This is a genomic window from Cronobacter sp. HA18003 (assembly GCF_011605905.1).
GTDB lineage: Bacteria > Pseudomonadota > Gammaproteobacteria > Enterobacterales > Enterobacteriaceae > Cronobacter > Cronobacter sakazakii.
Genome location: NZ_JAANQO010000011.1, coordinates 1,360,555 through 1,384,825, shown reverse-complemented (window position 1 = coordinate 1,384,825; position 24,271 = coordinate 1,360,555). Strand labels below are relative to the sequence as shown.

General features: G+C 57.7%; 23 protein-coding genes. 20 read left to right on the top strand and 3 right to left on the bottom strand.

The window, feature by feature from the left end:
* Positions 1-11 precede the first annotated feature (11 nt).
* The 4 genes from G6041_RS07705 to flgL all read left to right on the top strand — a co-directional run bounded on the left by G6041_RS07705 (position 12) and on the right by flgL (position 4,785).
* On the top strand, positions 12-1,109 hold the full coding sequence (locus tag G6041_RS07705) for a flagellar basal body P-ring protein FlgI (protein ID WP_004385207.1): 1,098 nt from the start codon (positions 12-14) through the stop codon (positions 1,107-1,109).
* Positions 1,109-2,074: a flagellar assembly peptidoglycan hydrolase FlgJ gene (gene flgJ / locus G6041_RS07700; RefSeq protein WP_012125090.1), complete on the top strand. Its 966-nt coding sequence runs from the start codon at positions 1,109-1,111 to the stop codon at positions 2,072-2,074. Before G6041_RS07705 ends, flgJ begins: the two co-directional genes overlap by 1 nt.
* A gap of 75 nt (positions 2,075-2,149) precedes the next feature.
* Positions 2,150-3,808, top strand: a complete 1,659-nt coding sequence (gene flgK / locus G6041_RS07695) for a flagellar hook-associated protein FlgK (RefSeq protein WP_012125089.1) — start codon at positions 2,150-2,152, stop codon at positions 3,806-3,808.
* Between the two features lie 14 nt (positions 3,809-3,822).
* Positions 3,823-4,785, top strand: a complete 963-nt coding sequence (gene flgL, locus G6041_RS07690; protein ID WP_007866788.1) for a flagellar hook-associated protein FlgL — start codon at positions 3,823-3,825, stop codon at positions 4,783-4,785.
* An 81-nt stretch (positions 4,786-4,866) separates the two neighbouring features.
* Here flgL and G6041_RS07685 read toward each other — a convergent pair whose 3' ends face one another.
* Positions 4,867-6,099, bottom strand: a complete 1,233-nt coding sequence (locus tag G6041_RS07685) for an MFS transporter (protein ID WP_041460537.1) — start codon at positions 6,097-6,099, stop codon at positions 4,867-4,869.
* 115 nt (positions 6,100-6,214) lie between these two features.
* Between G6041_RS07685 and G6041_RS07680 the strand changes: the two genes are divergently transcribed.
* Positions 6,215-7,171, top strand: coding sequence for a LysR family transcriptional regulator (locus G6041_RS07680; protein WP_041460536.1), 957 nt, complete (start codon positions 6,215-6,217; stop codon positions 7,169-7,171).
* Between the two features lie 39 nt (positions 7,172-7,210).
* Here G6041_RS07680 and rne read toward each other — a convergent pair whose 3' ends face one another.
* Positions 7,211-10,387 (bottom strand): ribonuclease E, encoded by a 3,177-nt coding sequence (gene rne / locus G6041_RS07675; protein ID WP_012125085.1) that lies wholly within the window; start codon positions 10,385-10,387, stop codon positions 7,211-7,213.
* Between the two features lie 567 nt (positions 10,388-10,954).
* On the opposite strand from rne, the gene rluC reads away from it, so the two are divergent.
* Both rluC and G6041_RS07665 read left to right on the top strand, forming a co-directional pair.
* A complete protein-coding gene (rluC, locus tag G6041_RS07670; RefSeq protein ID WP_012125084.1) occupies positions 10,955-11,908 on the top strand; it encodes a 23S rRNA pseudouridine(955/2504/2580) synthase RluC in 954 nt (317 codons plus the stop codon).
* A 124-nt stretch (positions 11,909-12,032) separates the two neighbouring features.
* Positions 12,033-12,749 (top strand): DUF3053 family protein, encoded by a 717-nt coding sequence (locus G6041_RS07665; RefSeq protein WP_007866801.1) that lies wholly within the window; start codon positions 12,033-12,035, stop codon positions 12,747-12,749.
* 57 nt (positions 12,750-12,806) lie between these two features.
* Here G6041_RS07665 and G6041_RS07660 read toward each other — a convergent pair whose 3' ends face one another.
* Positions 12,807-13,394 (bottom strand): Maf family protein, encoded by a 588-nt coding sequence (locus G6041_RS07660; protein ID WP_012125082.1) that lies wholly within the window; start codon positions 13,392-13,394, stop codon positions 12,807-12,809.
* A gap of 140 nt (positions 13,395-13,534) precedes the next feature.
* Between G6041_RS07660 and yceD the strand changes: the two genes are divergently transcribed.
* The 13 genes from yceD (at position 13,535) to G6041_RS07595 (ending at position 24,150) form a co-directional block, all read left to right on the top strand.
* Positions 13,535-14,056, top strand: a complete 522-nt coding sequence (yceD, locus tag G6041_RS07655) for a 23S rRNA accumulation protein YceD (RefSeq protein ID WP_007782922.1) — start codon at positions 13,535-13,537, stop codon at positions 14,054-14,056.
* Positions 14,057-14,107: 51 nt separating this feature from the next.
* Positions 14,108-14,281, top strand: coding sequence for a 50S ribosomal protein L32 (gene rpmF, locus G6041_RS07650; protein WP_004385196.1), 174 nt, complete (start codon positions 14,108-14,110; stop codon positions 14,279-14,281).
* A gap of 72 nt (positions 14,282-14,353) precedes the next feature.
* Positions 14,354-15,388 carry a phosphate acyltransferase PlsX gene (gene plsX, locus G6041_RS07645; RefSeq protein WP_015386795.1) on the top strand — a complete coding sequence of 345 codons (1,035 nt, stop codon included), beginning with the start codon at positions 14,354-14,356 and terminating at the stop codon, positions 15,386-15,388.
* A 6-nt stretch (positions 15,389-15,394) separates the two neighbouring features.
* A complete protein-coding gene (locus G6041_RS07640) occupies positions 15,395-16,348 on the top strand; it encodes a beta-ketoacyl-ACP synthase III (RefSeq protein ID WP_004385195.1) in 954 nt (317 codons plus the stop codon).
* A 17-nt stretch (positions 16,349-16,365) separates the two neighbouring features.
* On the top strand, positions 16,366-17,295 hold the full coding sequence (gene fabD, locus G6041_RS07635; protein WP_012125079.1) for an ACP S-malonyltransferase: 930 nt from the start codon (positions 16,366-16,368) through the stop codon (positions 17,293-17,295).
* A gap of 13 nt (positions 17,296-17,308) precedes the next feature.
* On the top strand, positions 17,309-18,043 hold the full coding sequence (fabG, locus tag G6041_RS07630) for a 3-oxoacyl-ACP reductase FabG (protein WP_007707910.1): 735 nt from the start codon (positions 17,309-17,311) through the stop codon (positions 18,041-18,043).
* 154 nt (positions 18,044-18,197) lie between these two features.
* On the top strand, positions 18,198-18,434 hold the full coding sequence (gene acpP, locus G6041_RS07625; RefSeq protein ID WP_000103754.1) for an acyl carrier protein: 237 nt from the start codon (positions 18,198-18,200) through the stop codon (positions 18,432-18,434).
* A 92-nt stretch (positions 18,435-18,526) separates the two neighbouring features.
* Positions 18,527-19,768, top strand: coding sequence for a beta-ketoacyl-ACP synthase II (fabF, locus tag G6041_RS07620; RefSeq protein WP_084999243.1), 1,242 nt, complete (start codon positions 18,527-18,529; stop codon positions 19,766-19,768).
* Between the two features lie 108 nt (positions 19,769-19,876).
* Positions 19,877-20,677 carry an aminodeoxychorismate lyase gene (gene pabC, locus G6041_RS07615; protein WP_012125078.1) on the top strand — a complete coding sequence of 267 codons (801 nt, stop codon included), beginning with the start codon at positions 19,877-19,879 and terminating at the stop codon, positions 20,675-20,677.
* Positions 20,678-20,687: 10 nt separating this feature from the next.
* Entirely contained in the window at positions 20,688-21,710 is a 1,023-nt protein-coding gene (yceG, locus tag G6041_RS07610) for a cell division protein YceG (protein ID WP_012125077.1), read from the top strand.
* A complete protein-coding gene (gene tmk, locus G6041_RS07605) occupies positions 21,700-22,338 on the top strand; it encodes a dTMP kinase (protein WP_007888922.1) in 639 nt (212 codons plus the stop codon). Before yceG ends, tmk begins: the two co-directional genes overlap by 11 nt.
* The gene (holB, locus tag G6041_RS07600; RefSeq protein WP_007888921.1) at positions 22,338-23,345 is read left to right on the top strand and encodes a DNA polymerase III subunit delta'; all 1,008 of its coding nucleotides are present in this window, start codon (positions 22,338-22,340) and stop codon (positions 23,343-23,345) included. The genes tmk and holB overlap by 1 nt, the downstream gene beginning before the upstream one ends.
* A gap of 10 nt (positions 23,346-23,355) precedes the next feature.
* Positions 23,356-24,150 carry a metal-dependent hydrolase gene (locus G6041_RS07595; protein ID WP_012125075.1) on the top strand — a complete coding sequence of 265 codons (795 nt, stop codon included), beginning with the start codon at positions 23,356-23,358 and terminating at the stop codon, positions 24,148-24,150.
* The last annotated feature ends 121 nt before the right edge of the window (positions 24,151-24,271 follow it).

Sequence of the window (24,271 nt, the reverse complement as noted above, 5' to 3'; positions counted from 1 at the left end):
AGAGGTGAAAAATGTTTAAATCGCTTACAGGATTCCTGCTGTTGCTCGTCGCGACGTTCGCGCAGGCTGACCGCATTCGTGACTTAACCACCGTACAGGGCGTGCGTGAAAACTCCCTGATCGGCTACGGCCTGGTGGTGGGCCTTGATGGCACCGGTGACCAGACGACCCAGACGCCGTTTACCACCCAGAGCCTGAACAACATGCTCTCGCAGCTCGGGATCACCGTTCCGGCGGGCACTAACATGCAGCTGAAAAACGTGGCGGCCGTGATGGTCACCGCCTCTTATCCGGCGTTCGCACGCCAGGGGCAGGCCATCGATGTGGTGGTCTCCTCAATGGGTAACGCCAAAAGCCTGCGCGGCGGTACGCTCCTGATGACGCCGCTGAAAGGCGTCGATAACCAGGTGTACGCGCTGGCGCAGGGCAACATTCTGATTGGCGGCGCGGGCGCTTCCGCAGGCGGCAGCAGCGTGCAGGTGAACCAGCTTAACGGCGGGCGTATCACCAACGGCGCGGTAATCGAGCGCGAACTGCCGACCCAGTTTGGCTCCGGTAACACCATTAACCTGCAGCTCAATAATGATGACTTTACGCTGGCGCAGCAGATTGCCGACACCATTAACCGCGCGCGCGGCTATGGCTCCGCGGTACCGCTGGACGCCCGTACCGTTCAGGTACGCGCACCGACCGGCGGCAGCTCACAGGTGCAGTTACTGGCAGGCATTCAGAACCTTGAAGTGAATGTCGCGGTGCAGGACGCCAAAGTCATTATTAACTCGCGCACCGGCTCGGTGGTGATGAACCGTGAAGTGGCGCTCGACAGCTGTGCGGTCGCGCAGGGCAACCTCTCTGTGACGGTTAACCAGCAGGCCAACGTCAGCCAGCCGAATACGCCATTTGGCGGCGGCCAGACGGTCGTGACGCCGCAAACCCAAATCGACATGCGCCAGAGTGGCGGTGCGCTGCAACGCGTTACCTCCAGCGCCAACCTGAACAGCGTGGTACGTGCGCTTAATGCCCTGGGCGCCACGCCGATGGACCTGATGTCGATTCTGCAATCCATGCAAAGCGCGGGCTGTCTGCGCGCCAAACTGGAAATCATCTGATGCTGACTGATAGCAAATTACTGTCCAGCGCCGCCTTTGACGCGCAATCACTGAATGACCTGAAAGCGAAGGTTTCAAAGGATCCGAACGGCAACCTGAAATCGGTTGCCCGTCAGATGGAAGGGATGTTCGTGCAAATGATGCTGAAAAGCATGCGCGAAGCGCTGCCCAAGGATGGGCTGTTCAGTAGCGATCAGACCCGGCTTTACACCAGTATGTACGATCAGCAAATCGCCCAGCAGATGACGGCGGGCAAAGGCTTAGGCCTCGCTGACATGATGGTCAAACAGATGGGCGGCGAGGCGGCTTCCACCGAGCAGCCCGCTGCCGCGGCGGATAACGTGGCTCAGGTGCCGATGAAGTTTGATATCGACACCATGAACAGCTACCGCAACCAGGCGATTACCCAGATTGTGCGCCAGGCGATGCCGAAAGCGCCGACCAACGAAGAGCCGCTCTCCGGCGACAGCAAAGACTTCCTGGCGCAGCTTTCGCTGCCTGCGAAACTTGCGAGCCAGCAGAGCGGCGTGCCTCATCACCTGATTCTGGCGCAGGCCGCGCTGGAATCCGGCTGGGGCCAGCGCCAGATCCGCAAAGAGAACGGCGAGCCGAGCTTTAACATTTTCGGCGTGAAGGCGACATCGTCCTGGAAAGGGCCGGTGACCGAAATTACCACCACCGAATATGAAAACGGCGAAGCGAAAAAAGTGAAGGCGAAGTTTCGCGTTTACGGCTCTTATCTTGAGGCGCTGTCCGATTACGTGGGCATGCTGACGCGCAACCCGCGCTATGCGGCGGTGACTACGGCCGCGTCGGCGGAAGAGGGCGCGCAAGCGTTGCAGAATGCCGGTTACGCGACCGATCCGAACTACGCCCGCAAGCTGACCAGCATGATCCAGCAGATGAAATCGCTCGGTGAAAAAGTGAGCAAGGCGTACAACCAGGATATCTCGACGCTGTTCTGAAACCACTCAAGTTCTCTTAAGCGCTGCCGATAATTATCGTCAGGACCCGCATATGAATGTTCAAAAGGAACCTCCATGTCCAGTAGCTTAATTAATAGCGCCATGAGTGGCCTGAGTGCGGCACAAACCGCACTGAGCACGGTGAGCAATAACATCTCTAACTATAACGTCGCAGGCTATACCCGCCAGACCACCGTTCTGGGGCAGTCTAACAGCACCATGACGCAGGGCGGCTGGGTCGGCAACGGCGTTTATGTTTCCGGTATTCAGCGTGAATATGATGCGTTCATCACCAATCAGCTGAACGCCGCGCAAAACCAGAGCAGCGGCTTAACCACCCGCTATGAGCAGATGTCGAAAATCGACGATATGGTCTCTGGCACCACCAACAATATCTCCACCACTATGCAGGATTTCTTCAAAAGCCTGCAGACGCTGGCCAGCAATGCCGAAGATCCGGCTGCGCGTCAGACCCTGCTGGGTAAAGCTGACGGTCTGGTAAACCAGTTTAAAGTGGTGGATCAGTATCTGCGCGACCAGGATAAACAGGTCAATACGGCCGTGACCGCCAGCGTCCAGCAGATCAACAACTACGCGACCCAGATTGCGTCGCTGAACGAACAGATCACCCGTCTGACCGGTATGGGCGCGGGCGCGTCGCCAAACGATCTGCTGGATCAGCGCGATCAGCTGGTGAGCGAACTGAATAAAATCGTCGGCGTGGATGTGTCCGTTCAGGACGGCAACACCTTTAACGTGACGATGGCGAACGGCTATAACCTGGTGCAGGGCAGTAAGGCAAGCCAGGTGGCTGCCGTGCCGTCCAGCGCCGATCCGTCTCGTACGACGATTGCGTTTGTCGACAAGACCGCCGGTAACATTGAGATCCCGGAAAAGCTGGTCACCAGTGGTTCACTGGGCGGCCTGTTCGCCTTCCGCAGCGAAGATCTCGACCAGGCGCGTAATAACCTTGGCCAGATAGCGCTGGCTTTTGGTGACGCGTTCAACAAACAGCACGAAGCGGGCTTTGACGCTAACGGCGACGTCGGTAAGGCTTTCTTTAAGCTCGGTTCTCCGGCGGCCATGAGCAACGCGCGTAACACGGGCTCCGCTTCGCTGACGGCAAGCATTACCGACAGCACGGCGGTGAAAGCCAGCAACTACCAGATGGCATATGACGGCACGAACTGGAAAGTGACGCGTCTGTCTGACAATGTCACCGTGAACGCGACGCCGACCACCGATGGTGCCGGCAACGTGACCGCGCTGGAGTTTGACGGCCTGAAGATCGGCATTACGGGCGCGGCTGCGAACAAAGATACCTTCATCGTGAAGCCGGTTAACGACGTCATCATCAGCATGGATGTGAATGTCCATGACGAGTCTGAAATCGCGATGGCGTCAGACGCGACCTCTGGCGAGAGCGACAACCGTAACGGCAAAGCGCTGCTGGATCTGCAAAACAGCAAAGTCGTCGGCGGCAGCAAAACGTTTAACGATGCTTACGCGGCGTTTATCAGTGAAGTGGGTAACAAAACCAACACGCTGAAAAGCTCCAGTACGACCCAGACTAACGTGGTCACGCAGCTGACTAACCAGCAGCAGTCCATTTCCGGGGTTAACCTGGATGAAGAGTACGGCAACCTGCAACGCTATCAGCAGTACTACATGGCGAACGCTCAGGTGCTGCAAACCGCGTCCGCGCTGTTTGACGCGCTTCTCCAGATTCGCTAACAGGGAACCGAACGATGCGTATTAGTACACAAATGATGTATCAGCAGAACATGCGGGGCATTACCGACTCGCAGAGTACCTGGCTGAAATACGGTGAGCAGATGTCCACCGGTAAACGCGTTAACCGTCCGTCTGACGATCCGATCGCCGCAGCCCAGGCTGTGGTGCTCTCCCAGGCGCAGGCGCAGAACGAGCAGTACACCCAGGCGCGTACTTTCGCGACGCAGAAAGTGTCGCTGGAGTCGAGCGTCCTGTCTCAGGTGACAAGCGTTATCACCTCCGCGCAGGAAAAAATCGTTTACGCGAACAACGGTACGCTGAGCGACACCGACCGCGCGTCGGTCGCAACAGACCTGCAGGGGATGCGCGATCAGCTGCTGAACCTGGCAAACAGCACCGATGGTAATGGCCGCTATATTTTCGCAGGCTATAAAACCGATGCCGCGCCGTTCTCCGGTACGCCTGGCAACATCACCTATAACGGCGGCACCGAAAACATCACGCAGCAGGTGGATTCCGCGCGCACAATGGTTATCGGCCATACCGGCGATCTGGTGTTCGACCGTATCACCAGCAACGCCAAGCCGGAGCCGGATGGATCGCCGAGCGAAACCAACCTGTTTAAAATGCTCGATTCCGCTATCGCCGCGCTGAAAACGCCGATGGAAGGCGCGGATGAAACGACCCAGCAGGGCCTGCTGGACGCCGTATCTAAAACCTCGCGCGGGCTTAGCAACGCACTGGATAACGTCGGCACCGTGCTGGCGGAAGTCGGTACTCAGCAGAAAGAGCTGGAAAACCTCGATCAGCTGGGCGCGGAACGTACGCTGGGCCAGACGGCGCAGATGAGTAACCTGGTGGATGTGGACTGGAACTCGGCCATCTCCTCCTACGTGATGCAGCAGGCGGCGCTTCAGGCTTCCTACAAAGCGTTTAGCGATATGCAGGGCATGTCGCTGTTCCAGTTAAATAAGTAAGTTTGTCGATTTGAAGCATGTCATGAAACTGGGCATGCTTGATGTGCCCGCCTCGTTATCCTGAGGCGGGCTTTTTTTTGCTTATTGTGCAGCCTGTTGCGCTGTAATTTCTGCCGGACGCGCTTTCTGTGTGAGGCGAATCACCAGCGCCACGCCGCCTGCAAGCGTTGCCAGCGCCACCACGGCAGGCCAGCCGCCCAGCGCCCAGGCTTTACTGCCGAGCAGTGAACCGAGGGCCATACCCACAAACACACCGGTAAAGAGCAGGGCGTTAAGACGACCGCGCGCTTTTGGCTCCAGGCTGTAAACCAGCGTCTGATGCGCCACCAGCGACGACTGCAACCCTAAATCAAAACCCACCGCCGCGACGGCAATCAGCACCAGTTGCATGGAAGGCGAAAGCAGCGGCAACGCAAACATGGCAGCAAATGAGATCATCACCAGCAGGCTGCCGAGCTGCGTGACACGCGCCGGACCAAAGCGATCGGACAGCGCACCGGAGAGCGGAGCGGCCAGCGCGCCCGCAGCCCCCGCCAGACCGAAAGCCCCCGCGACGGCGCTTCCCATATGGAACTTATCGGCCAGCATCACCGCGAGCATCGACCAGAACGCGCTAAAGCCAATCGACAGAAACCCTTGCGCCATCGCCGCGCCGCGCAGCGTCGGGTAGCGTTTCCACAGACCGCCCATCGAGTGCAGGAGGGCCGGGTAGCTCAGCGTTGCATGGGTTTCAAAACGCGGCAGTACGCGCCACAGCACCAGCCCAATGAGCGCGATGCTGGCGGCGGCGAGCTGATACATCACCCGCCAGCCAAAGGCCGCGCTGATAACGCCGCTCACCGAGCGGGAGAGCAGAATGCCAAGCAACAGACCGGTCATCACGGTGCCGACGATTTTACCCTGCTGGCCGGAAGGGGAGAGGATCGCGGCGGCGGGCACGATATCCTGCGCCATAGTCGCCATCATGCCCACCAGCAGGCTTAATACCAGCAGGCTGTGCAATCCGCCGCTCAGGCTGTAGAGCGCCAGCATGACGGCGAGCGTCAGGCATTTCACCAGAATCAGCGTGCGGCGGTCATGGCGATCGCCCAGCGGCAGCAGAAACAGGATGCCGAGCGCGTAGCCCGCCTGGGTCAGCGTCGGGATAAGGCCCATGCCGTCAACGCTCAGATGCAGATCGCTGCCGATAAGCGGCAGGATGGGCTGCGCGTAGTAAATCGAGGCGACGCTCAGCCCCGTCGCCATCGCCAGAATCAGTATCAGTAATCGTGAGAGCCCAGGGGCGGGTTGTGCAGCGTTGTTATGGTTATTCATGGTGAAACCCTCGTAAGTAGTCAGTGCGAAGGATTGTCCGCCCGCGGCGGCTGGCGCGGTAGAGGCCGACATGATAAAACGGTTATACGTCTGGCGTATGACAGAGAGAAATAAGATGGGTATTGAGCGTATAGACCGCGTGGAGCTGATGCATACCTTTGTGCGCATTATTGAGAGTGGCTCACTCTCCGCCGCCGCGCAGCAGATGAATACCACCCAGGCGACCGTCAGCCGTCGGCTGAAATCGCTGGAAGATTTGCTTGGGGCGAGGCTCCTGCTGCGTACCACGCACGCCATGAAGCTCACCGATGACGGCGAGCGCTGCTATCAACATGCGCGCAGCGTGCTGGCGAGCTGGCAGGCGCTTGAGGATGAAATCAAAAACGCCGAAGGGGAGCCGGTTGGCGTCCTGCGTGTGCGTGCGCCGCACGCGTTTGGTCAGGATCAGCTTATCGCGCCGCTTACCGCGTTTTTAAACCGTTATCCGGGGCTGTGCGTCGACTGGATGCTGAATGACAAGTCGCCGGACTTTATCAGCGATAACATCGACTGTGCGCTGCACGTCGGCCCGGATATCGACCCGTCGGTGATTGCCGTTGAGCTCGCCGAGGTGCCGCGCATCGTGGTGGCGTCGCCTGAGCTTCTGGCGCGTCACCCGCCCGTCGAGGATATTGACAGTCTCGCCGCGCTGCCGTGGGTGGCGCTCAGCACGTTTTATCGGCGTGAAGTCACGCTGCATCATATTGGGAGCGGCGAGCGGCAGGCATTTACGGTGCTGCCGCGGCTCAGTTCCGACAGCCTGTACGCTATCCGTCGCACGATCCTTAACGGGCTTGGCGTGGGGATGATTTCCGCGTGGGCGGTGGAGGAGGATTTGCGCGAAGGGCGTCTGGTGCAGCTGTTACCGCAGTGGCAGGCACCCGCGCTACCGGTGTATCTGCTCTATCCGTGGGCGCGTTACTATCCTGCGCGGCTGCGCCGTTTTCTGGAACTGATGAAAGCCGTGATGCCCGAGCTTGCGGGAATGCGGCAGGTGACCGCCACCAAAAAAACAGGGGAAAGCAGGCAATAAAAAAGCCGGTCATTGACCGGCTTTTTTGTGCGGGGAAGGTTACTCCACCGGCTGAGGACGCGTTGCAGGGGCAGAGGCCTGATGGGTGGCGCTGTGGCCGCCCGCAGCGCCTTTACCGCTGAACTCGAACGCTGGGCGAACCCAGTCGCTGTGACGCGGCGGCTCCGGGACATATTCCGGTGCCGGTGCGCGGGTCATGGGTGCTGAGGCGACGCTTGCGGACGCGACAGCCACCACCGGCGCTTTCACGTCGTCTTGCGGCGTTTCAACCGGCGCGGCTTCCGGCGCTTTCACCGGCTCATCAGCAATCACTTCCGGCTGAGGTGCCTGTTCAGGCGCGCTTTCTGCGATGACAGCAGCGGCTTCTTCACGAGGCGCTTCTTCAACAACCGGGGCGTCAGCCGGAACGGCTTCCTGTGCGACCTGCTCAGCGACGGCCTGATCCTGCGGCTCGATAAGCTGCGGCTCGGCGTCGACCGGCGCGGCAATCGCTTCAGGATGCGTGGTTTCCACCACCGGCTCCTGCGGCGCAGTTTCGACCACAGACGGCTCGACCACCACGGCTTCAGCGACCGGCGCAACCGGTGCTTCAGTCGCCTGGGTTTCAGCGACCGGCGCGGTGTTCTGCTCCAGCTGCTGTTCGTCCTGCTCCTGTACACGCGGCAGCGGGTAGCGGATCCAGACTTTACCGGACGCCATTTCTGGCGACGCGCACGCGACGGTCAGCGGCATCGGCGACTGGGTCGGGTAACGCTCGTCACGGTAGCGACGACGACGCTGGCCACTGACGCGCAGGTGACGCGGGGAACGGCGAGAGCGACGCGGCATACCGGCGTTTTCGCTGCCCGTCTGGTTGGTCTCTTCAGCGACGGCAGGCGTTTCCACGTTGGCAGGCAGCGCCAGCGGTGCGGCTTCTTCACGCGGTTCAGCGACCGGCGCGTCGGTGGTGCCGACAGCTTCTGCTTCCGCTGCGGATTCGATACGCACTTTCTGGCTCAGCTGGCGCGGTTTACGGCGCGGCATTACCTGAACAACGCGATCTTCCTGTTCGGTCTCTTCAACGGCCTCATCACGGTTCAGCGCGCTGACTTCCTGCTGTGCCTGACGTTTCTCTTCAGAACGACGGCGGTTGCGTTCGCGGCGCGGAGACTGCGGCTGATCGTCACGGGATTTCGCCTTATCGGCGGCCTCTTCAGCAACCGGGGTGCGGGTTTCACGTGCCTCGGCGTTCTGCTGTTTCTCACGACGATTACGGCGGTTCTCTTCGCGCGCTTCGCTGTTGTCACGGTTATCGCGATTGTCGCGGTTATCACGGGACGGACGCTCGCCGCGTTCACTGCGATCGCCACGCTCGTTACGGTCGCGACGGTTGTTCTGACGACGACCGTTGCGGCGCTCCTGTTGCTTCTCGTCGCGGTTTTTCGCAGGCTGCTGCTCCGGCTCGCTCGCGACAGGCTGTGCCTGCGGCTCGCTGGCGAAGAGGCTCTTCAGCGCGCTGATGGCGCGGCTCAGGAAGCCTTCTTTGGCAGGCGCTGCGGCGTTGACCGGCGCTTTCGGCGCGGCGGTTTCGGCTTTCGGTGCGGCGGTTTCCTGCGGCACTGGCGGTACGTCCGGCATCACGAACGTGGCGAGCGCAGGCTGCTCAGGACGTTTACGCTCGGCGTATTCGTCTTCAGACGGCAGCGCCATCGCTTCTTCATGCAGCTTCGGCAGCATGTAGCTCAGGGTATGCGTCTCTTCGCCTTTACGCACGCGCAGTACGGAGTAGTGCGGCGTTTCCATCTGATCGTTTGGCACGATCACGCAGCGCACGCCGCCCTGACGGGTTTCGATAGCGGTGATAGCTTCACGCTTCTCGTTAAGCAGGTAGGAGGCGATGGGCACCGGAACGATAGCGTGAACTTCCTGGGTGTTCTCTTTCAGCGCTTCTTCTTCAATCAGACGCAGAATGGAGAGCGACAGAGATTCGTTATCGCGGATGGTGCCGGTGCCGCTACAGCGCGGGCAGACGTGATGGCTGGATTCGCCAAGCGACGGGCTCAGGCGCTGACGGGACATCTCCAGCAGGCCGAAGCGGGAAATATGGCTAATCTGGATGCGTGCGCGATCCTGACGCACCGCTTCGCGCAGACGGTTTTCCACCGCGCGCTGGTGGCGTACCGGCGTCATATCGATGAAGTCGATAACGATAAGACCGCCTAAGTCGCGCAGGCGCAGCTGGCGGGCGATTTCATCCGCCGCTTCCAGGTTGGTGTTAAACGCCGTCTCTTCGATATCGCCGCCGCGGGTCGCGCGGGCGGAGTTGATGTCGATAGCGGTCAGCGCTTCGGTGGTGTCGATAACAATCGAGCCGCCGGACGGCAGACGCACTTCGCGCTGGAAGGCGGACTCAATCTGGGATTCTATCTGATAGTGGCTGAACAGCGGAATTTCACCGGTGTAGAGCTTAATTTTGCTGCTGAAATCCGGACGACCCAGCGCCGCGATGTGCTGGCGGGCCAGCTCAAGGACTTTCGGATTATCGATAAGGATTTCGCCGATGTCCTGGCGCAGATAGTCGCGAAACGCACGCACGATGACGTTACTTTCCTGATGGATAAGGAACGGTGCAGGGCGATTTTCAGCGGCTTTTTTAATGGCTTCCCAGTGCTTGAGGCGGAAGCTTAAATCCCACTGCAGCGCTTCGGCGGATTTACCGACGCCTGCGGTGCGCACGATAAGCCCCATGCCATCCGGCAGCTCCAGGCTTGAAAGCGCTTCTTTAAGCTCGGTGCGATCGTCGCCTTCGATACGGCGAGAGATACCGCCCGCACGCGGGTTGTTCGGCATCAGCACGAGGTAGCTGCCCGCGAGGCTGATAAACGTCGTCAGCGCTGCGCCTTTGTTGCCACGCTCTTCTTTGTCTATCTGAACGATGACTTCCTGGCCTTCGCGCAGGACATCTTTAATATTCGGACGACCATGAGAGGCGTAGTTTGCGGGGAAATATTCGCGGGCGATTTCTTTTAAGGGGAGGAAACCGTGTCTTTCGGCGCCATAATCCACAAATGCGGCTTCGAGACTGGGTTCAATGCGGGTGATTTTGCCTTTGTAGATGTTCGCTTTTTTCTGCTCGTGTCCAGGACTTTCGATATCCAGGTCGTACAGACGTTGCCCATCCACGAGGGCGACGCGCAACTCTTCCTGCTGAGTTGCGTTAATTAGCATTCTTTTCATCGTAACTTACTCGTTATTCTTACATTGACGACAAAGCTGCGGGCATGGTGACGCTGACCGGGAGTGAACCGATGGCCTCGTGACTGTTCGCGCCGTCAACCTCCCGGTTGTCGAACGCTTAAGAGGCGCAGAGTGTCGGTAGCCTGTATTTCAGGTGGAAATACAGCGCAATTATCAGAGGAATGACCGGGATTGTTTCTCCGGAAGCTTCCCTTTACCGGCCAGGCTGCAACCCGCAGCCCGCTAACTGCCTGAAAGTTCAACACGTCTTACGCCATTGCCGCGTGGAAGGACTGTCAGGCAAAACTGGTAATTCCGCAAAATTCCTTGTCTAAACAAGTCTCAACACGGAAAACAGTCGCATTATTCCATTGCTAAGCTTGATATAGCAAGCTGACTTTTGCCCTTTATCACCGACTTACTCACAGTTTTTTAACTTCTTGTTCCTCTGTTCCGCTGAAGCGGCGACAAAACGAACTCATTAGCTGTGTGAATCGATGAGTTAGTAAATATAAGCATATAAAAATGTGTGGCGCTACGGGCATCCGGTATTTAGAATCGCGCACCATGAAAACAGAGACTCCATCCGTAAAAATCGTTGCCGTTTCCGCCGATCAGGCCGGGCAGCGTATCGATAATTTTTTGCGCACCCAGTTGAAAGGCGTGCCAAAAAGCATGATTTACCGCATCCTGCGCAAAGGCGAAGTGCGCGTGAACAAAAAACGCATTAAGCCAGAATATAAGCTCGAAGCGGGCGATGAGGTGCGCATTCCGCCGGTTCGCGTAGCGGAACGCGAAGAAGAAGCGGTTTCTCCACACTTACAGAAGGTGGCGGCGTTAAGCGACGTTATCCTTTATGAAGATGACCATATTCTGGTGCTGAATAAACCGTCCGGCACCGCCGTACACGGCGGCAGCGGGCTGAGCTTCGGCGTTATCGAGGGGCTGCGCGCGTTGCGCCCTGAGGCGCGTTTCCTTGAGCTGGTACATCGCCTCGATCGCGATACCTCCGGCGTGCTGCTGGTGGCGAAAAAGCGCTCGGCGCTGCGTTACCTGCATGAACAGTTGCGCGAGAAAGGGATGCAGAAAGATTATCTGGCGCTGGTGCGCGGGCAGTGGCAGTCGCATGTGAAAAACGTGCAGGCGCCGCTTCTGAAAAATATTCTGCAAAGTGGCGAGCGTATCGTGCGCGTGAATCAGGAAGGGAAACCCTCCGAGACGCGTTTTAAAGTGGAAGAGCGCTTTGCCATTGCGACGCTGGTACGCTGTAGCCCGGTGACAGGACGCACGCATCAGATCCGCGTTCATACGCAGTACGCGGGCCACCCAATCGCGTTTGACGATCGCTATGGCGACCGCGCGTTTGACGCGCAGCTGGCGTCAACCGGCCTTAACCGGCTTTTCCTGCATGCGGCGGCGCTGCGCTTTGAGCATCCAGGCACTGGCGAGACGATGCGTATTGAAGCGCCACTGGACGACGAACTTAAGCATTGTCTGAAAGTGTTACGCGCGGGCGGCTGACAGCCTCCCGAATGTAGTAGTTCTCAGGTTTGCCTCCCCGCGTTGCGGTTTGAAATGCACTATACTGAACACCCGGCTTCGGCCGGGTGTTTTTTTATACAATTACAACCGCATGGAGATGAAAATGGCCTGGTTACAATCCCGGACATGGAAACGTGTTTTCTTTACCCTGTTTCTGACAGGCATGGTGTGGCAGCTCGCTGGATGCGATAACGATAAAGAACCGGAGCAGCGCAAAGCGTTTATCCAGTTCCTCCAGACTCGCATTCTGCCGTCTGAAAAACTGTCCGTCCCGACGCTGACCGCGCAGGAAAAAGAGAGCTTTGGCAAGTACGCTGATGATTATGCCATCCTTAGCGATTACTCCAGCGAAATGACCACGGCGTTTTCCGGCAACGATCAGGCGATGCGCCAGATGCGCAGCGTGACCAGTGCGAAAGATATGGTGGAAAAGCGCGACACTATCGAGAAATCCCGCAAAGAAGTGGGGAATATCGAGTCAAAACGTGCCGACACCATGAAGAGCGTGGAAGATCGTTATTCCAAACTGAAACAGCCGGACGACCTGAAAGCGGTGTTTGACCAGGCCTATCAGAAAACCGTGGTGCGCCCGAACGCGCTGCTGACCCAGACGCTGTCGCTGACCGACGCCATTCTTGGCCAGGCGCTGGATATCGGCAACTACCTGAACAGCCTTGGCAATAAAGTACAGTACACTGGCGCGATGGCGCAGTTTACCGACCAGAAACAGCTGGATCTGTTTAACGAAAAACTGAGCGCGATGCGTGAGAAGCAGCAAGAGCTGCTGACCGTTGCGCGTCAGCTGGCAGGCATGCAGTAAGCCTTGCCCCGCACTATAAAAAAGCCCTGCATTGCAGGGCTTTTGCGTTTTAAGCGCTCAGCGATGGGCGAGAGGATCGACCCCTTCGTTTCTGAGCATTTCACAAAGCCGAATGAGAGGCAGGCCCACCAGCGTGTTCGGGTCGCGCCCGTCGAGACGCTCAAAGAGTGTGATGCCAAGCCCTTCGCTTTTAAAACTGCCCGCGCATTGCCACGGTGTTTCGCGATGCAGATAGTTTTCGATTTCACTTGTAGTCAGCGAGCGGAAATGGACGTGAAAGGGCTCGCAGTCGACCTGATACGCGCCGGTCTCGCTATTATAAAGCGCGAGGCCAGTATAAAACGTCACAACGTTACCGCTGGCCTGTTGCAACTGCTTAATCCCATTTTCAAAGGTGTGCGGTTTGCCGGTAATGGTATTATTCAGCACGCAAACCTGATCGCTGCCGATAATCAAATGCCGGGGATATTTCTCCCGCAGCGCTTGCGCTTTTTGCAAAGCCAGCCTTAATACTAATTGTTGTGCGGTTTCATCCGCGTATGGGGTTTCGTCGGTCTCGGGGGCTGCGGTTTCAAACGGTAAACCGAGCTTTTCTAACAGGCTACGGCGGAACGGCGACGTGGAAGCAAGCACGATTGAGGTCATATTTTTCAGGGAAAGATAGCGAATCGATGAGCGCTATTTTAAACTGTCGGCCGCAATGTGTGCGAATAAATGGTAAAAGGTGTTTCAAACCCGCCTTTTTCTTTGACTCTATGACGTTACAAAGTTAATATGCGCGCCCTATGCAAAAGGTAAAATTACCCCTGACTCTTGATCCGGTTCGTACGGCTCAAAAACGCCTCGATTACCAGGGTATCTATACTCCTGAACAGGTAGAGCGTATCGCCGAATCTGTGGTCAGTGTGGACAGCGATGTCGAATGCTCCATGTCGTTCGCTATCGATAACCAGCGTCTCGCCGTAATGAAAGGCGATGCGACGGTTACGGTAACGCTCGCGTGTCAGCGTTGCGGCCAGCCGTTTAGTCATCAAGTCCACACAACGTATTGTTTCAGCCCGATCTCTAACGACGATCAGGCGGAAGCACTCCCGGAAGCGTATGAGCCGATTGAAGTTAATGAATTCGGCGAAATCGACCTGCTGGCAACGGTTGAAGATGAACTCATCCTCGCTCTGCCTGTAGTTCCGGTGCATGATTCTGAACACTGTGAAGTGTCCGAGGCGGACATGGTCTTTGGCGAACTGCCTGAAGAGGCACAGAAACCAAATCCATTTGCCGTGTTAGCCAGTTTAAAGCGTAAGTAATTGGCGTTTCCCGCGCGAGCGGGAATAAGCCGTAATTGAGGAGTAAGGTCCATGGCCGTACAACAGAATAAACCCACTCGTTCCAAGCGCGGTATGCGTCGTTCTCATGACGCGCTGACCGCTGTCACCAGCCTGTCTGTAGACAAAACTTCTGGTGAAACCCATCTGCGTCACCACATCACCGCCGACGGTTACTACCGCGGTCGCAAGGTTATCACTAAGTAATCACGCGTAAGCGTGGTTGAGCTTAGTGCGCTTTCCCCGCTTAAGCGGGGATAACCGTAACCTGGCGATATCTTGACACCTCTAACCCTGGCGTTAGATGTCATGGGCGGGGACTTTGGTCCTGCCGTGACAGTGCCTGCAGCATTGCAGGCACTGAATTCTGATCCACATTTGCATCTTCTTTTAGTCGGCGATCCCGACGCCATCACGCCATTACTTGCCAGAGCTGATTTTGAACAACGTTCGCGGCTGCAGATCATTGCGGCAGAGTCGGTTATTGCCAGTGATGTCCGTCCTTCACAGGCTGTGCGCAACAGCCGCGGCAGCTCTATGCGTATTGCGCTGGAGCTGGTGAAAGAAGGGCGCGCGCAGGCCTGCATCAGCGCCGGTAACACCGGCGCGCTGATGGGGCTTGCTAAACTGCTGCTTAAACCGGTCGACGGGATTGAGCGGCCCGCGCTGGTGACGGTGCTGCCGCATCAGCAGAAAGGAAAAACGGTGGTGCTCGATTTAGGCGCCAACGTGGATTGCGACAGCACGATGCTCGCGCAGTTTGCGATTATGGGCTCGGTCATGGCGGAAGAGGTGCTCGGCATCGAGAATCCGCGCGTCGCGCTGCTCAATATCGGCGAAGAAGAAACGAAAGGGCTGGATAGCATTCGTGACGCTGCCGCGTTGTTAAAAACGGTGCCATCGTTGAACTATATCGGCTATCTCGAAGCCAACGAATTACTGACCGGCAAAACCGATGTGCTGGTATGCGACGGTTTTGTCGGTAACGTCACGCTAAAAACGATGGAAGGTGTTGTCAGGATGTTCCTTTCGCTGCTCAAATCGCAGGGCGAAGGAAAAAAACGGTCGTGGTGGTGGCTTTTATTAAAGCGTTGGTTACAAAAAAGCCTCTCAAGGCGATTCAGTCACCTCAACCCCGACCAGTATAATGGCGCCTGTCTGTTAGGATTGCGCGGCACGGTGATTAAGAGCCACGGTGCAGCCAATCAGCGAGCTTTTGCGGTCGCGATTGAACAGGCAGTGCAGGCGGTGCAGCGACAAGTCCCTCAGCGGATTGCCGCTCGCCTGGAATCTGTATTACCCAAGAGTGACTGAGCGTACATGTATACGAAGATTATTGGTACAGGCAGCTATCTGCCTGAACACGTGCGGACGAACGCCGATCTGGAAAAAATGGTGGAAACCTCTGATGAGTGGATTGTCACTCGCACTGGTATCCGCGAGCGTCGCATTGCGGCGCCCGGCGAAACCGTCGCCACTATGGGCTACGAAGCGGCACTGCGCGCCATCGACATGGCCGGTATCGACAAAGAACAGATTGGCCTGATTATCGTCGCCACCACCTCCGCCACGCACGCTTTCCCGAGCGCCGCCTGCCAGGTGCAGGGCATGCTCGGCATCAAAGGCTGCCCGGCATTTGACGTTGCCGCCGCCTGCGCCGGTTTTACCTATGCGTTAAGCATTGCCGATCAATACGTGAAATCCGGTGCGGTCAACAACGCGCTGGTGATCGGCTCCGACGTGCTGGCGCGTACGCTCGATCCTGAGGATCGCGGTACGATCATTCTGTTTGGCGATGGTGCAGGCGCGGTGGTTCTGGGTGCCAGCGAAGAGCCGGGCATTCTCTCCACGCATCTGCATGCCGACGGCAGCTACGGTGAACTGCTGACCCTGCCAAACCAGGATCGCGTAAACCCGGATAGCCCGACCTTCCTGACCATGGCCGGGAATGAAGTCTTTAAAGTGGCAGTCACGGAACTGGCGCATATTGTCGACGAGACGCTGGAAGCCAATAAACTGGATCGCGCCGATCTCGACTGGCTGGTGCCGCATCAGGCGAACCTGCGCATTATCAGCGCCACTGCGAAAAAACTCGGCATGTCGATGGATAATGTCGTTGTCACTCTCGACCGACACGGCAACACCTCTGCGGCTTCCGTGCCATGTGCGCTGGATGAAGCGGTACGCGACGGGCGCATTCAGCGGGGCCAACTGGTGCTGCTGGAAGCCTTCGGCGGCGGCTTTACCTGGGGTTCCGCACTGGTTCGTTTTTAATCGAGAAGGATAAAAAAATGACGCAATTTGCTTTTGTATTCCCGGGCCAGGGCTCTCAGGCCGTGGGAATGCTGTCTGACATGGCGGCAAATTTCCCCGTTATTGAAGCGACGTTTCGCGAAGCCTCCGCGGCGCTGGGCTATGATCTCTGGGCGCTGGTGCAGCAAGGCCCGGCGGAAGAGCTGAACAAAACCTGGCAGACGCAGCCTGCGCTGCTGACCGCTTCCGTCGCGCTGTGGCGTGTATGGCAGGAGCAGGGCGGTAAAGCGCCTGCGCTGATGGCCGGTCACAGCCTTGGCGAATATTCTGCGCTGGTATGCGCGGGCGTTATCGGTTTCGCTGATGCGGTTCGTCTGGTTGAACTGCGCGGTAAATTCATGCAGGAAGCGGTGCCTGAAGGCACGGGCGCGATGGCCGCGATTATCGGTCTGGATGATGACGCGATTGCCAAAGCCTGTGAAGAAGCGGCTGAAGGGCAGGTGGTTTCACCGGTTAACTTCAACTCGCCAGGCCAGGTGGTTATCGCTGGTCACAAAGAAGCCGTTGAGCGTGCGGGCGCTGCCTGTAAAGCCGCGGGCGCTAAACGTGCGCTGCCGCTGCCGGTGAGCGTGCCATCCCACTGCGCGCTGATGAAGCCTGCCGCTGAGAAACTGGCTGCTGAGCTTGAAAAAATTACGTTTAACGCCCCGCAGATTCCGGTAGTAAACAACGTTGACGTGAAATGCGAAACGTCGCCGGAAGCTATCCGCGATGCGCTGGTGCGCCAGCTTTATAGCCCGGTGCAGTGGACGAAGAGCGTTGAATTTATCGCGGCGCAGGGCGTCACGCAGCTGTATGAAGTGGGCCCGGGCAAAGTGCTGACCGGCCTGACAAAACGTATTGTTGACACCCTGACGGCGGCGGCGATTAACGAGCCTGCCAGCCTGTCAGCGGCACTTGCGCAATAAAACGAGGAAAACCATGAGCTTTGAAGGAAAAATCGCGCTGGTCACCGGTGCGAGCCGCGGTATCGGCCGCGCTATCGCCGAAACCCTGGCCGCACGTGGCGCTAAGGTTATCGGCACCGCGACCAGCGAAAGCGGCGCGCAAGCGATTAGCGACTATCTGGGCGCGAATGGCAAAGGCCTGATGCTGAATGTGACCGATGCGGCATCCATCGAATCGGTTCTGGAAAATATTCGCGCAGAATTTGGCGAAGTGGACATTCTGGTCAATAATGCCGGAATCACCCGTGACAACCTGCTGATGCGAATGAAAGATGACGAGTGGAACGATATCATCGAAACCAACCTGTCATCGGTTTTCCGTCTGTCAAAAGCGGTAATGCGAGCTATGATGAAGAAACGTCACGGTCGCATTATCACTATCGGTTCTGTGGTTGGTACCATGGGAAATGCTGGTCAGGCCAACTACGCTGCGGCGAAAGCGGGTCTTATCGGTTTCAGTAAATCGCTGGCACGCGAAGTGGCGTCCCGCGGTATTACGGTAAACGTTGTTGCTCCGGGCTTTATTGAAACGGACATGACGCGTGCGCTGTCTGACGATCAGCGTGCGGGTATTCTGGCGGAAGTTCCTGCGGGTCGTTTAGGCGACGCAAAAGAAATCGCCAGTGCGGTTGCATTTTTAGCCTCTGACGAGGCCGGGTACATCACTGGTGAGACCCTGCACGTCAACGGCGGAATGTACATGGTTTAACCACGAATAAAATTATTTGCGTTATCAGGGCAATTGCCCGCAAAATAGCGTAAAATCGTGGTAAGACCTGCCGGGATTTAGTTGCAACTTTTTCAACATTTTATACACTACGAAAACCATCGCGAAAGCGAGTTTTGATAGGAAATTTAAGAGTATGAGCACTATCGAAGAACGCGTTAAGAAAATTATCGGCGAACAGCTGGGCGTTAAGCAGGAAGAAGTTACCAACAATGCTTCCTTCGTTGAAGACCTGGGCGCTGATTCTCTTGACACCGTTGAGCTGGTAATGGCTCTGGAAGAAGAGTTTGATACTGAGATTCCGGACGAAGAAGCTGAGAAAATCACCACCGTTCAGGCTGCCATTGATTACATCAACGGCCACCAGGCGTAAGTGAACATCTCCAGGCGGTCGCTCGACCGCCTGAGTTTTATCTTTTAGTCCCACAAGTATCTACTAATATCATCCCTCCCTGGAGGACAAACGTGTCTAAGCGTCGTGTAGTTGTGACCGGACTGGGCATGTTGTCTCCTGTCGGCAATACCGTAGAGTCTACCTGGAAAGCTCTCCTTGCCGGTCAGAGTGGCATCAGCCTGATCGACCATTTCGATACTAGCGCCTATGCAACGAAATTTGCTGGCTTAGTAAAGGATTTTAACTGTGAAGAGATCATCTCGCGCAAAGAACAGCGCAAGATGGATGCCTTCATTCAATATGGAATTGTCGCCGGCGTACAGGCCATGCAGGATTCCGGCCTTGAAGTGACGGAAGAGAACGCCACCCGTATCGGCGCGGCTATCGGTTCCGGCATCGGCGGCCTTGGCCTCATCGAAGAAAACCACAGCTCGCTGGTTAACGGCGGTCCGCGGAAAATCAGCCCTTTCTTCGTGCCATCAACGATTGTCAACATGGTGGCCGGTCACCTGACCATCATGTACGGTCTGCGCGGTCCCAGCATTTCCATCGCCACTGCGTGTACTTCAGGCGTGCACAACATCGGCCATGCGGCGCGTATCATCGCCTATGGCGATGCTGACGTTATGCTCGCAGGTGGTGCTGAGAAAGCCAGTACGCCGCTTGGCGTCGGCGGTTTCGGCGCGGCGCGTGCGCTCTCCACCCGTAACGATAACCCGGAGGCGGCAAGCCGTCCGTGGGATAAAGACAGGGATGGTTTTGTGCTGGGCGACGGCGCGGGCATCATCGTACTCGAAGAGTACGAGCACGCGAAAAAACGCGGCGCGAAGATTTACGCTGAACTGGTCGGTTTTGGTATGAGCAGCGATGCTTACCACATGACCTCTCCGCCGGAAAACGGCGCAGGCGCGGCGCTGGCGATGGTCAATGCGCTGCGTGACGCCGGTATCGACGCAGGCCAGATCGGTTATGTCAACGCGCACGGCACTTCTACGCCTGCAGGCGACGTTGCCGAAGCGCAGGCAGTGAAATCGGTCTTCGGCGACGCGGCAAAACGCGTACTGGTGAGCTCCACCAAATCGATGACCGGCCATCTGCTTGGCGCGGCGGGTGCGGTAGAGTCTATCTACTCCATCCTCGCGCTGCGCGATCAGGCTGTTCCGCCGACCATCAACCTGGACAATCCGGACGAAGGCTGCGACCTCGACTTCGTTCCGCATGAAGCGCGCCAGGTAAGCGGTATGGAGTATACCCTGTGTAACTCCTTCGGCTTCGGTGGCACCAACGGCTCTCTGATCTTCAAAAAGGTCTGACAGTCGTCACAAAGGCCCGCCCCGCGCGGGCCTTTGTACATTCTCCCTTCCTCTTGCTCCCTGTCGGTCATCCTGCGAGACTAATGCGCTACCCGTTAAGGAGCCTCTATGCTGTTAATTAATGGTATCGAACAGGATTGCCTGTCGGCGACCGATCGCGCCGTGCAGTTCGGTGATGGCTGCTTTACGACCGCCCGCGTTCGTGATGGCGTCGTTCATTTACTGGAAGCGCATCTGGCGCGCCTGCACGAAGGCTGTGAACGGCTCCTGATCCCGGTGCCGGATATCGACACGCTGCGCGACGAAATGCGCCAGGCGGCGCAGGGGCAGGGGAGCGCAGTCGTGAAAGTCATCATTTCCCGCGGCGCAGGCAAGCGCGGCTACAGTATTGCCGGTTGCAGCGCGCCCACGCGTATTGTGTCGCGCGGCACATATCCTGACTTTTATAGCGAATGGCGCGAGCGCGGCGTGAGCCTCGCAACAAGCCCCGTGCGGCTCGGGCGCAACCCCCATCTTGCAGGCATTAAACATCTTAACCGGCTCGAACAGGTGTTGGTCCGCACGCATCTTGAGCAGACATCCGCCGATGAGGCGCTGGTGCTTGACAGCGAAGGGTGGGTTACGGAATGCTGTGCGGCTAATTTGTTCTGGCGTAAAGGAAAAGCGGTGTTCACTCCCCGTCTCGATCAGGCTGGCGTTGACGGCCTTATGCGGCGTCATATTATTGGTTTGCTGAATCAGTCAGTCTGGCGATTGTCTGAAATTAACGCGCCCGCCAGTGCGCTTGAAGAGGCGGATGAAGTCTTCATCTGTAACGCGCTGATGCCGCTGGTGCCGGTGCGCAGCATTGACGGCCACGCTTACGCCTCGCGCGAACTGTATCACTACCTCATTCCCCACTGCGAATAACCGGGTTCCCATGAAGAAAATGTTGCGCGTCGCGCTTCTGCTGGTTCTTGTGCTTGCCATCGCGGCAGGCGTCGGTTACTGGAAAGTGCGCCAGCTGGCGCAAAGCCCTCTGCCGATTACGGCAGAAACGATTTTCACGCTGAAGCCCGGCACCGGGCGTCTGGCGCTTGGTCAGCAGCTCTACGACGAAAAGCTCATCACGCGCCCGCGGGTGTTTCAGTGGCTGTTGCGCCTGGAGCCTGAGCTTTCACATTTTAAAGCGGGCACTTATCGATTCACGCCACAAATGACCGTTCGTGACGCCCTGCGTCTGCTGGCGAGCGGCAAAGAGGCGCAGTTCCCGATCCGCTTCGTCGAAGGGATGAAGCTGAGCGACTGGCTGAAACAGCTGCGCGACGCGCCGTATATCAAACATACGCTTAAAGATGACGACTACGCGACGGTGGCGCAGGCGCTCAAGTTTGAGCATCCGGAGTGGGTTGAAGGCTGGTTCTGGCCAGATACCTGGCTCTATACGGCGAATACGTCTGACGTGACACTGCTGAAACGCGCGCACGACAAGATGGTAAAAGCGGTCGACAACGTCTGGAAAGGGCGTATGGACGCACTGCCGTATCAGGATCCGAACCAGCTGGTGACGATGGCGTCGATTATTGAGAAAGAGACGGCGGTGGCTGCTGAACGCGATCGCGTCGCCTCTGTCTTTATCAACCGCCTGCGTATCGGCATGCGCCTGCAAACGGACCCAACGGTCATTTACGGCATGGGTAAGGATTACAACGGTAAGCTGTCGCGTAAGGATCTGGAAACGCCGACGCCGTATAATACCTACGTCATTAGCGGCTTGCCGCCAGGCCCTATTGCCATACCGGGCGAGGCGTCGCTGAAGGCGGCAGCGCATCCGGCGAAAACGCCGTATCTCTATTTCGTGGCGGACGGCAAGGGTGGCCACACGTTTACCACGAATCTCGCCAGCCATAATCGTGCTGTGCAGGATTATCTCAAGGCGCTTAAGGATAAAAATGAGCAGTAAATATATTGTTATTGAAGGCCTCGAGGGCGCGGGGAAAACCACAGCGCGCAATCTGGTGGTGGAGACGCTGAAATCGCTTGGCGTGACCGACATGACGTTTACCCGCGAGCCGGGCGGTACGGTGCTGGCGGAAAAGCTTCGCAGCCTGGTGCTGGATATTAAATCGGTCGGCGATGAAGTGATTACCGATAACGCGGAAGTGCTGCTGTTTTACGCGGCGCGCGTACAACTGGTGGAAACGGTCATTAAGCCTGCGCTCGCGCGTGGCGAATGGGTTATCGGCGATCGTCATGACCTCTCAACGCAGGCCTATCAGGGCGGCGGGCGCGGTATCGACCGACAGCTGCTGGCGACACTACGTCAGGCGGTGCTCGGCGATTTCGCCCCCGATCTGACGCTTTATCTGGATGTCGATCCGCGCATCGGGCTTGAACGCGCCCGCGCGCGCGGTGAGCTCGATCGTATCGAGCAAGAGTCGCTCGACTTCTTTAATCGCACTCGCGCCCGCTATCTTGAACTGGCCGCCGCCGATCCGCGCATCATCACGATTGACGCCTGCCAGCCGCTGGAGGCAGTCAGTCACGATATTCGTGCGACGGTGACGCGCTGGGTGCAGGAGCAGCAATAATGAAATGGTATCCGTGGCTGCGCCCCTCGTTTGAACATCTGGTCGGCAACTGGCAGGCCGGCAGGGGACACCATGCGGTATTGATCCACGCGCTGCCCGGCATGGGCGACGACGCGCTGATTTACGCGCTGAGCCGCTGGCGCATGTGTCAGCAGCCGCAGGGCCAGAAAAGCTGCGGCGAGTGCCGCGCCTGCCAGCTGATGCAGGCGGGCACGCACCCGGATTATTATCTGGCGGAGCCGGAGAAGGGCAAATCGACGCTCGGCATCGACGCTATCCGCGACATCAGCGAAAAGCTCTACGATCGCGCGCGGCTCGGCGGCGCCAAAGTGGTCTGGATCAAAGAGGCGGCGCAGCTGACCGAAGCGGCGGCGAATGCGCTTTTGAAAACGCTGGAAGAGCCGCCGGAAAACACCTGGTTTTTGCTGGGCTGCCGCGTGCCGGAGCAGCTGCCCGCAACGCTTCGCAGCCGCTGTTTTAGCTGGCATCTCGCACCGCCCGACACGCGCTACGCTGAGGCCTGGCTTGTGCGCGAGACGCAGGCGGAGCCGTCGCGTATCAACGCCGCGCTGCGTCTTACCGGCGGTGCGCCCGCCGCCGCGCTTGAGCTGCTCCAGCCGGAGCAATGGCAGCAGCGCGTGGCGCTTGGCGATAAAATGACAGCGGCGCTGACGAGCGGCGACTGGCTCTCTCTGTTGCCTGCACTTAATCATGAACAGGCACCATTTCGTCTGCACTGGCTGGCCGCGTTTCTGATGGACGCGCTGAAGTGGCGACACGGAGCGCAGAGCGCGCTGGTCAATACCGATTACCCGGTGCTGGTGTCGCAACTGGCGCAACGGTTTTCACCTGCCGTCATTCAGGCGATGCTCGATTCTCTGTTCCGCTGTCGCGACAGGCTGCTCAATGTCGCAGCCGTCAATCGCGAACTGCTGCTCACCGAACTGTTACTCACCTGGGAGCGCTATATGCGCCCTGACGCGGTGCTTCCTTCTTATCACCTCTGAGAGAGACGTTATGTTTTTAGTCGACTCACACTGCCATCTTGATGGCCTGGATTATCAGTCTCTGCATAAAGATGTGGATGACGTGCTGGCGAAAGCCGCCGCACGCGACGTGAAATATTTGCTGGCAGTCGCCACGACGCTGCCGGGCTATAAAACGATGCGCGAGCTTATCGGCGAGCGTGACAATGTGGCTTACTCCTGCGGCGTGCATCCGCTCAATCAGGACGAAGCGTACGATGTGGAGGAGCTTCGTCGTCTGGCCGCCGATCCGCGCGTGGTTGCGATGGGCGAAACGGGCCTTGATTACTACTACATGCCGGAAACTAAAGCCCGCCAGCAGGAATCCTTCCGCCATCACATTCGCATCGGCCGCGAGCTGAACAAGCCCGTTATCGTTCATACGCGAGATGCCCGCGAAGATACGCTCGCTATCCTGCGCGAAGAAAAAGTGACGGACTGTTCAGGCGTACTACACTGTTTTACGGAAGACAAAGAGACGGCGGGTAAACTTCTGGATCTGGGTTTTTACATCTCCTTTTCCGGCATTGTGACCTTCCGCAATGCGGAGCAGATCCGCGAGGCCGCGCGCTATGTTCCGCTCGACCGGATACTGGTGGAAACCGACTCGCCGTACCTGGCGCCGGTTCCGCATCGCGGTAAAGAGAATCAGCCAGCGATGGTGCGCGATGTGGCGGAATATATGGCGGTACTTAAGGGCGTGAGCCTGGAAACGCTTGCTGAAACCACTACCCGCAACTTCTCCACGCTTTTTCATATCGACCTCGCCACGCTGCAATCTGCCTGAAAATCTGAGTTATTTTAAAGCTCGTAATTAATGGACAAAGCGAGTAAAGTTCACCGCCGAAATTCGGGCGGTGAACGGCGTTTTATAAACATCCTGAAACACTTAATGTAAAGAATCGCAA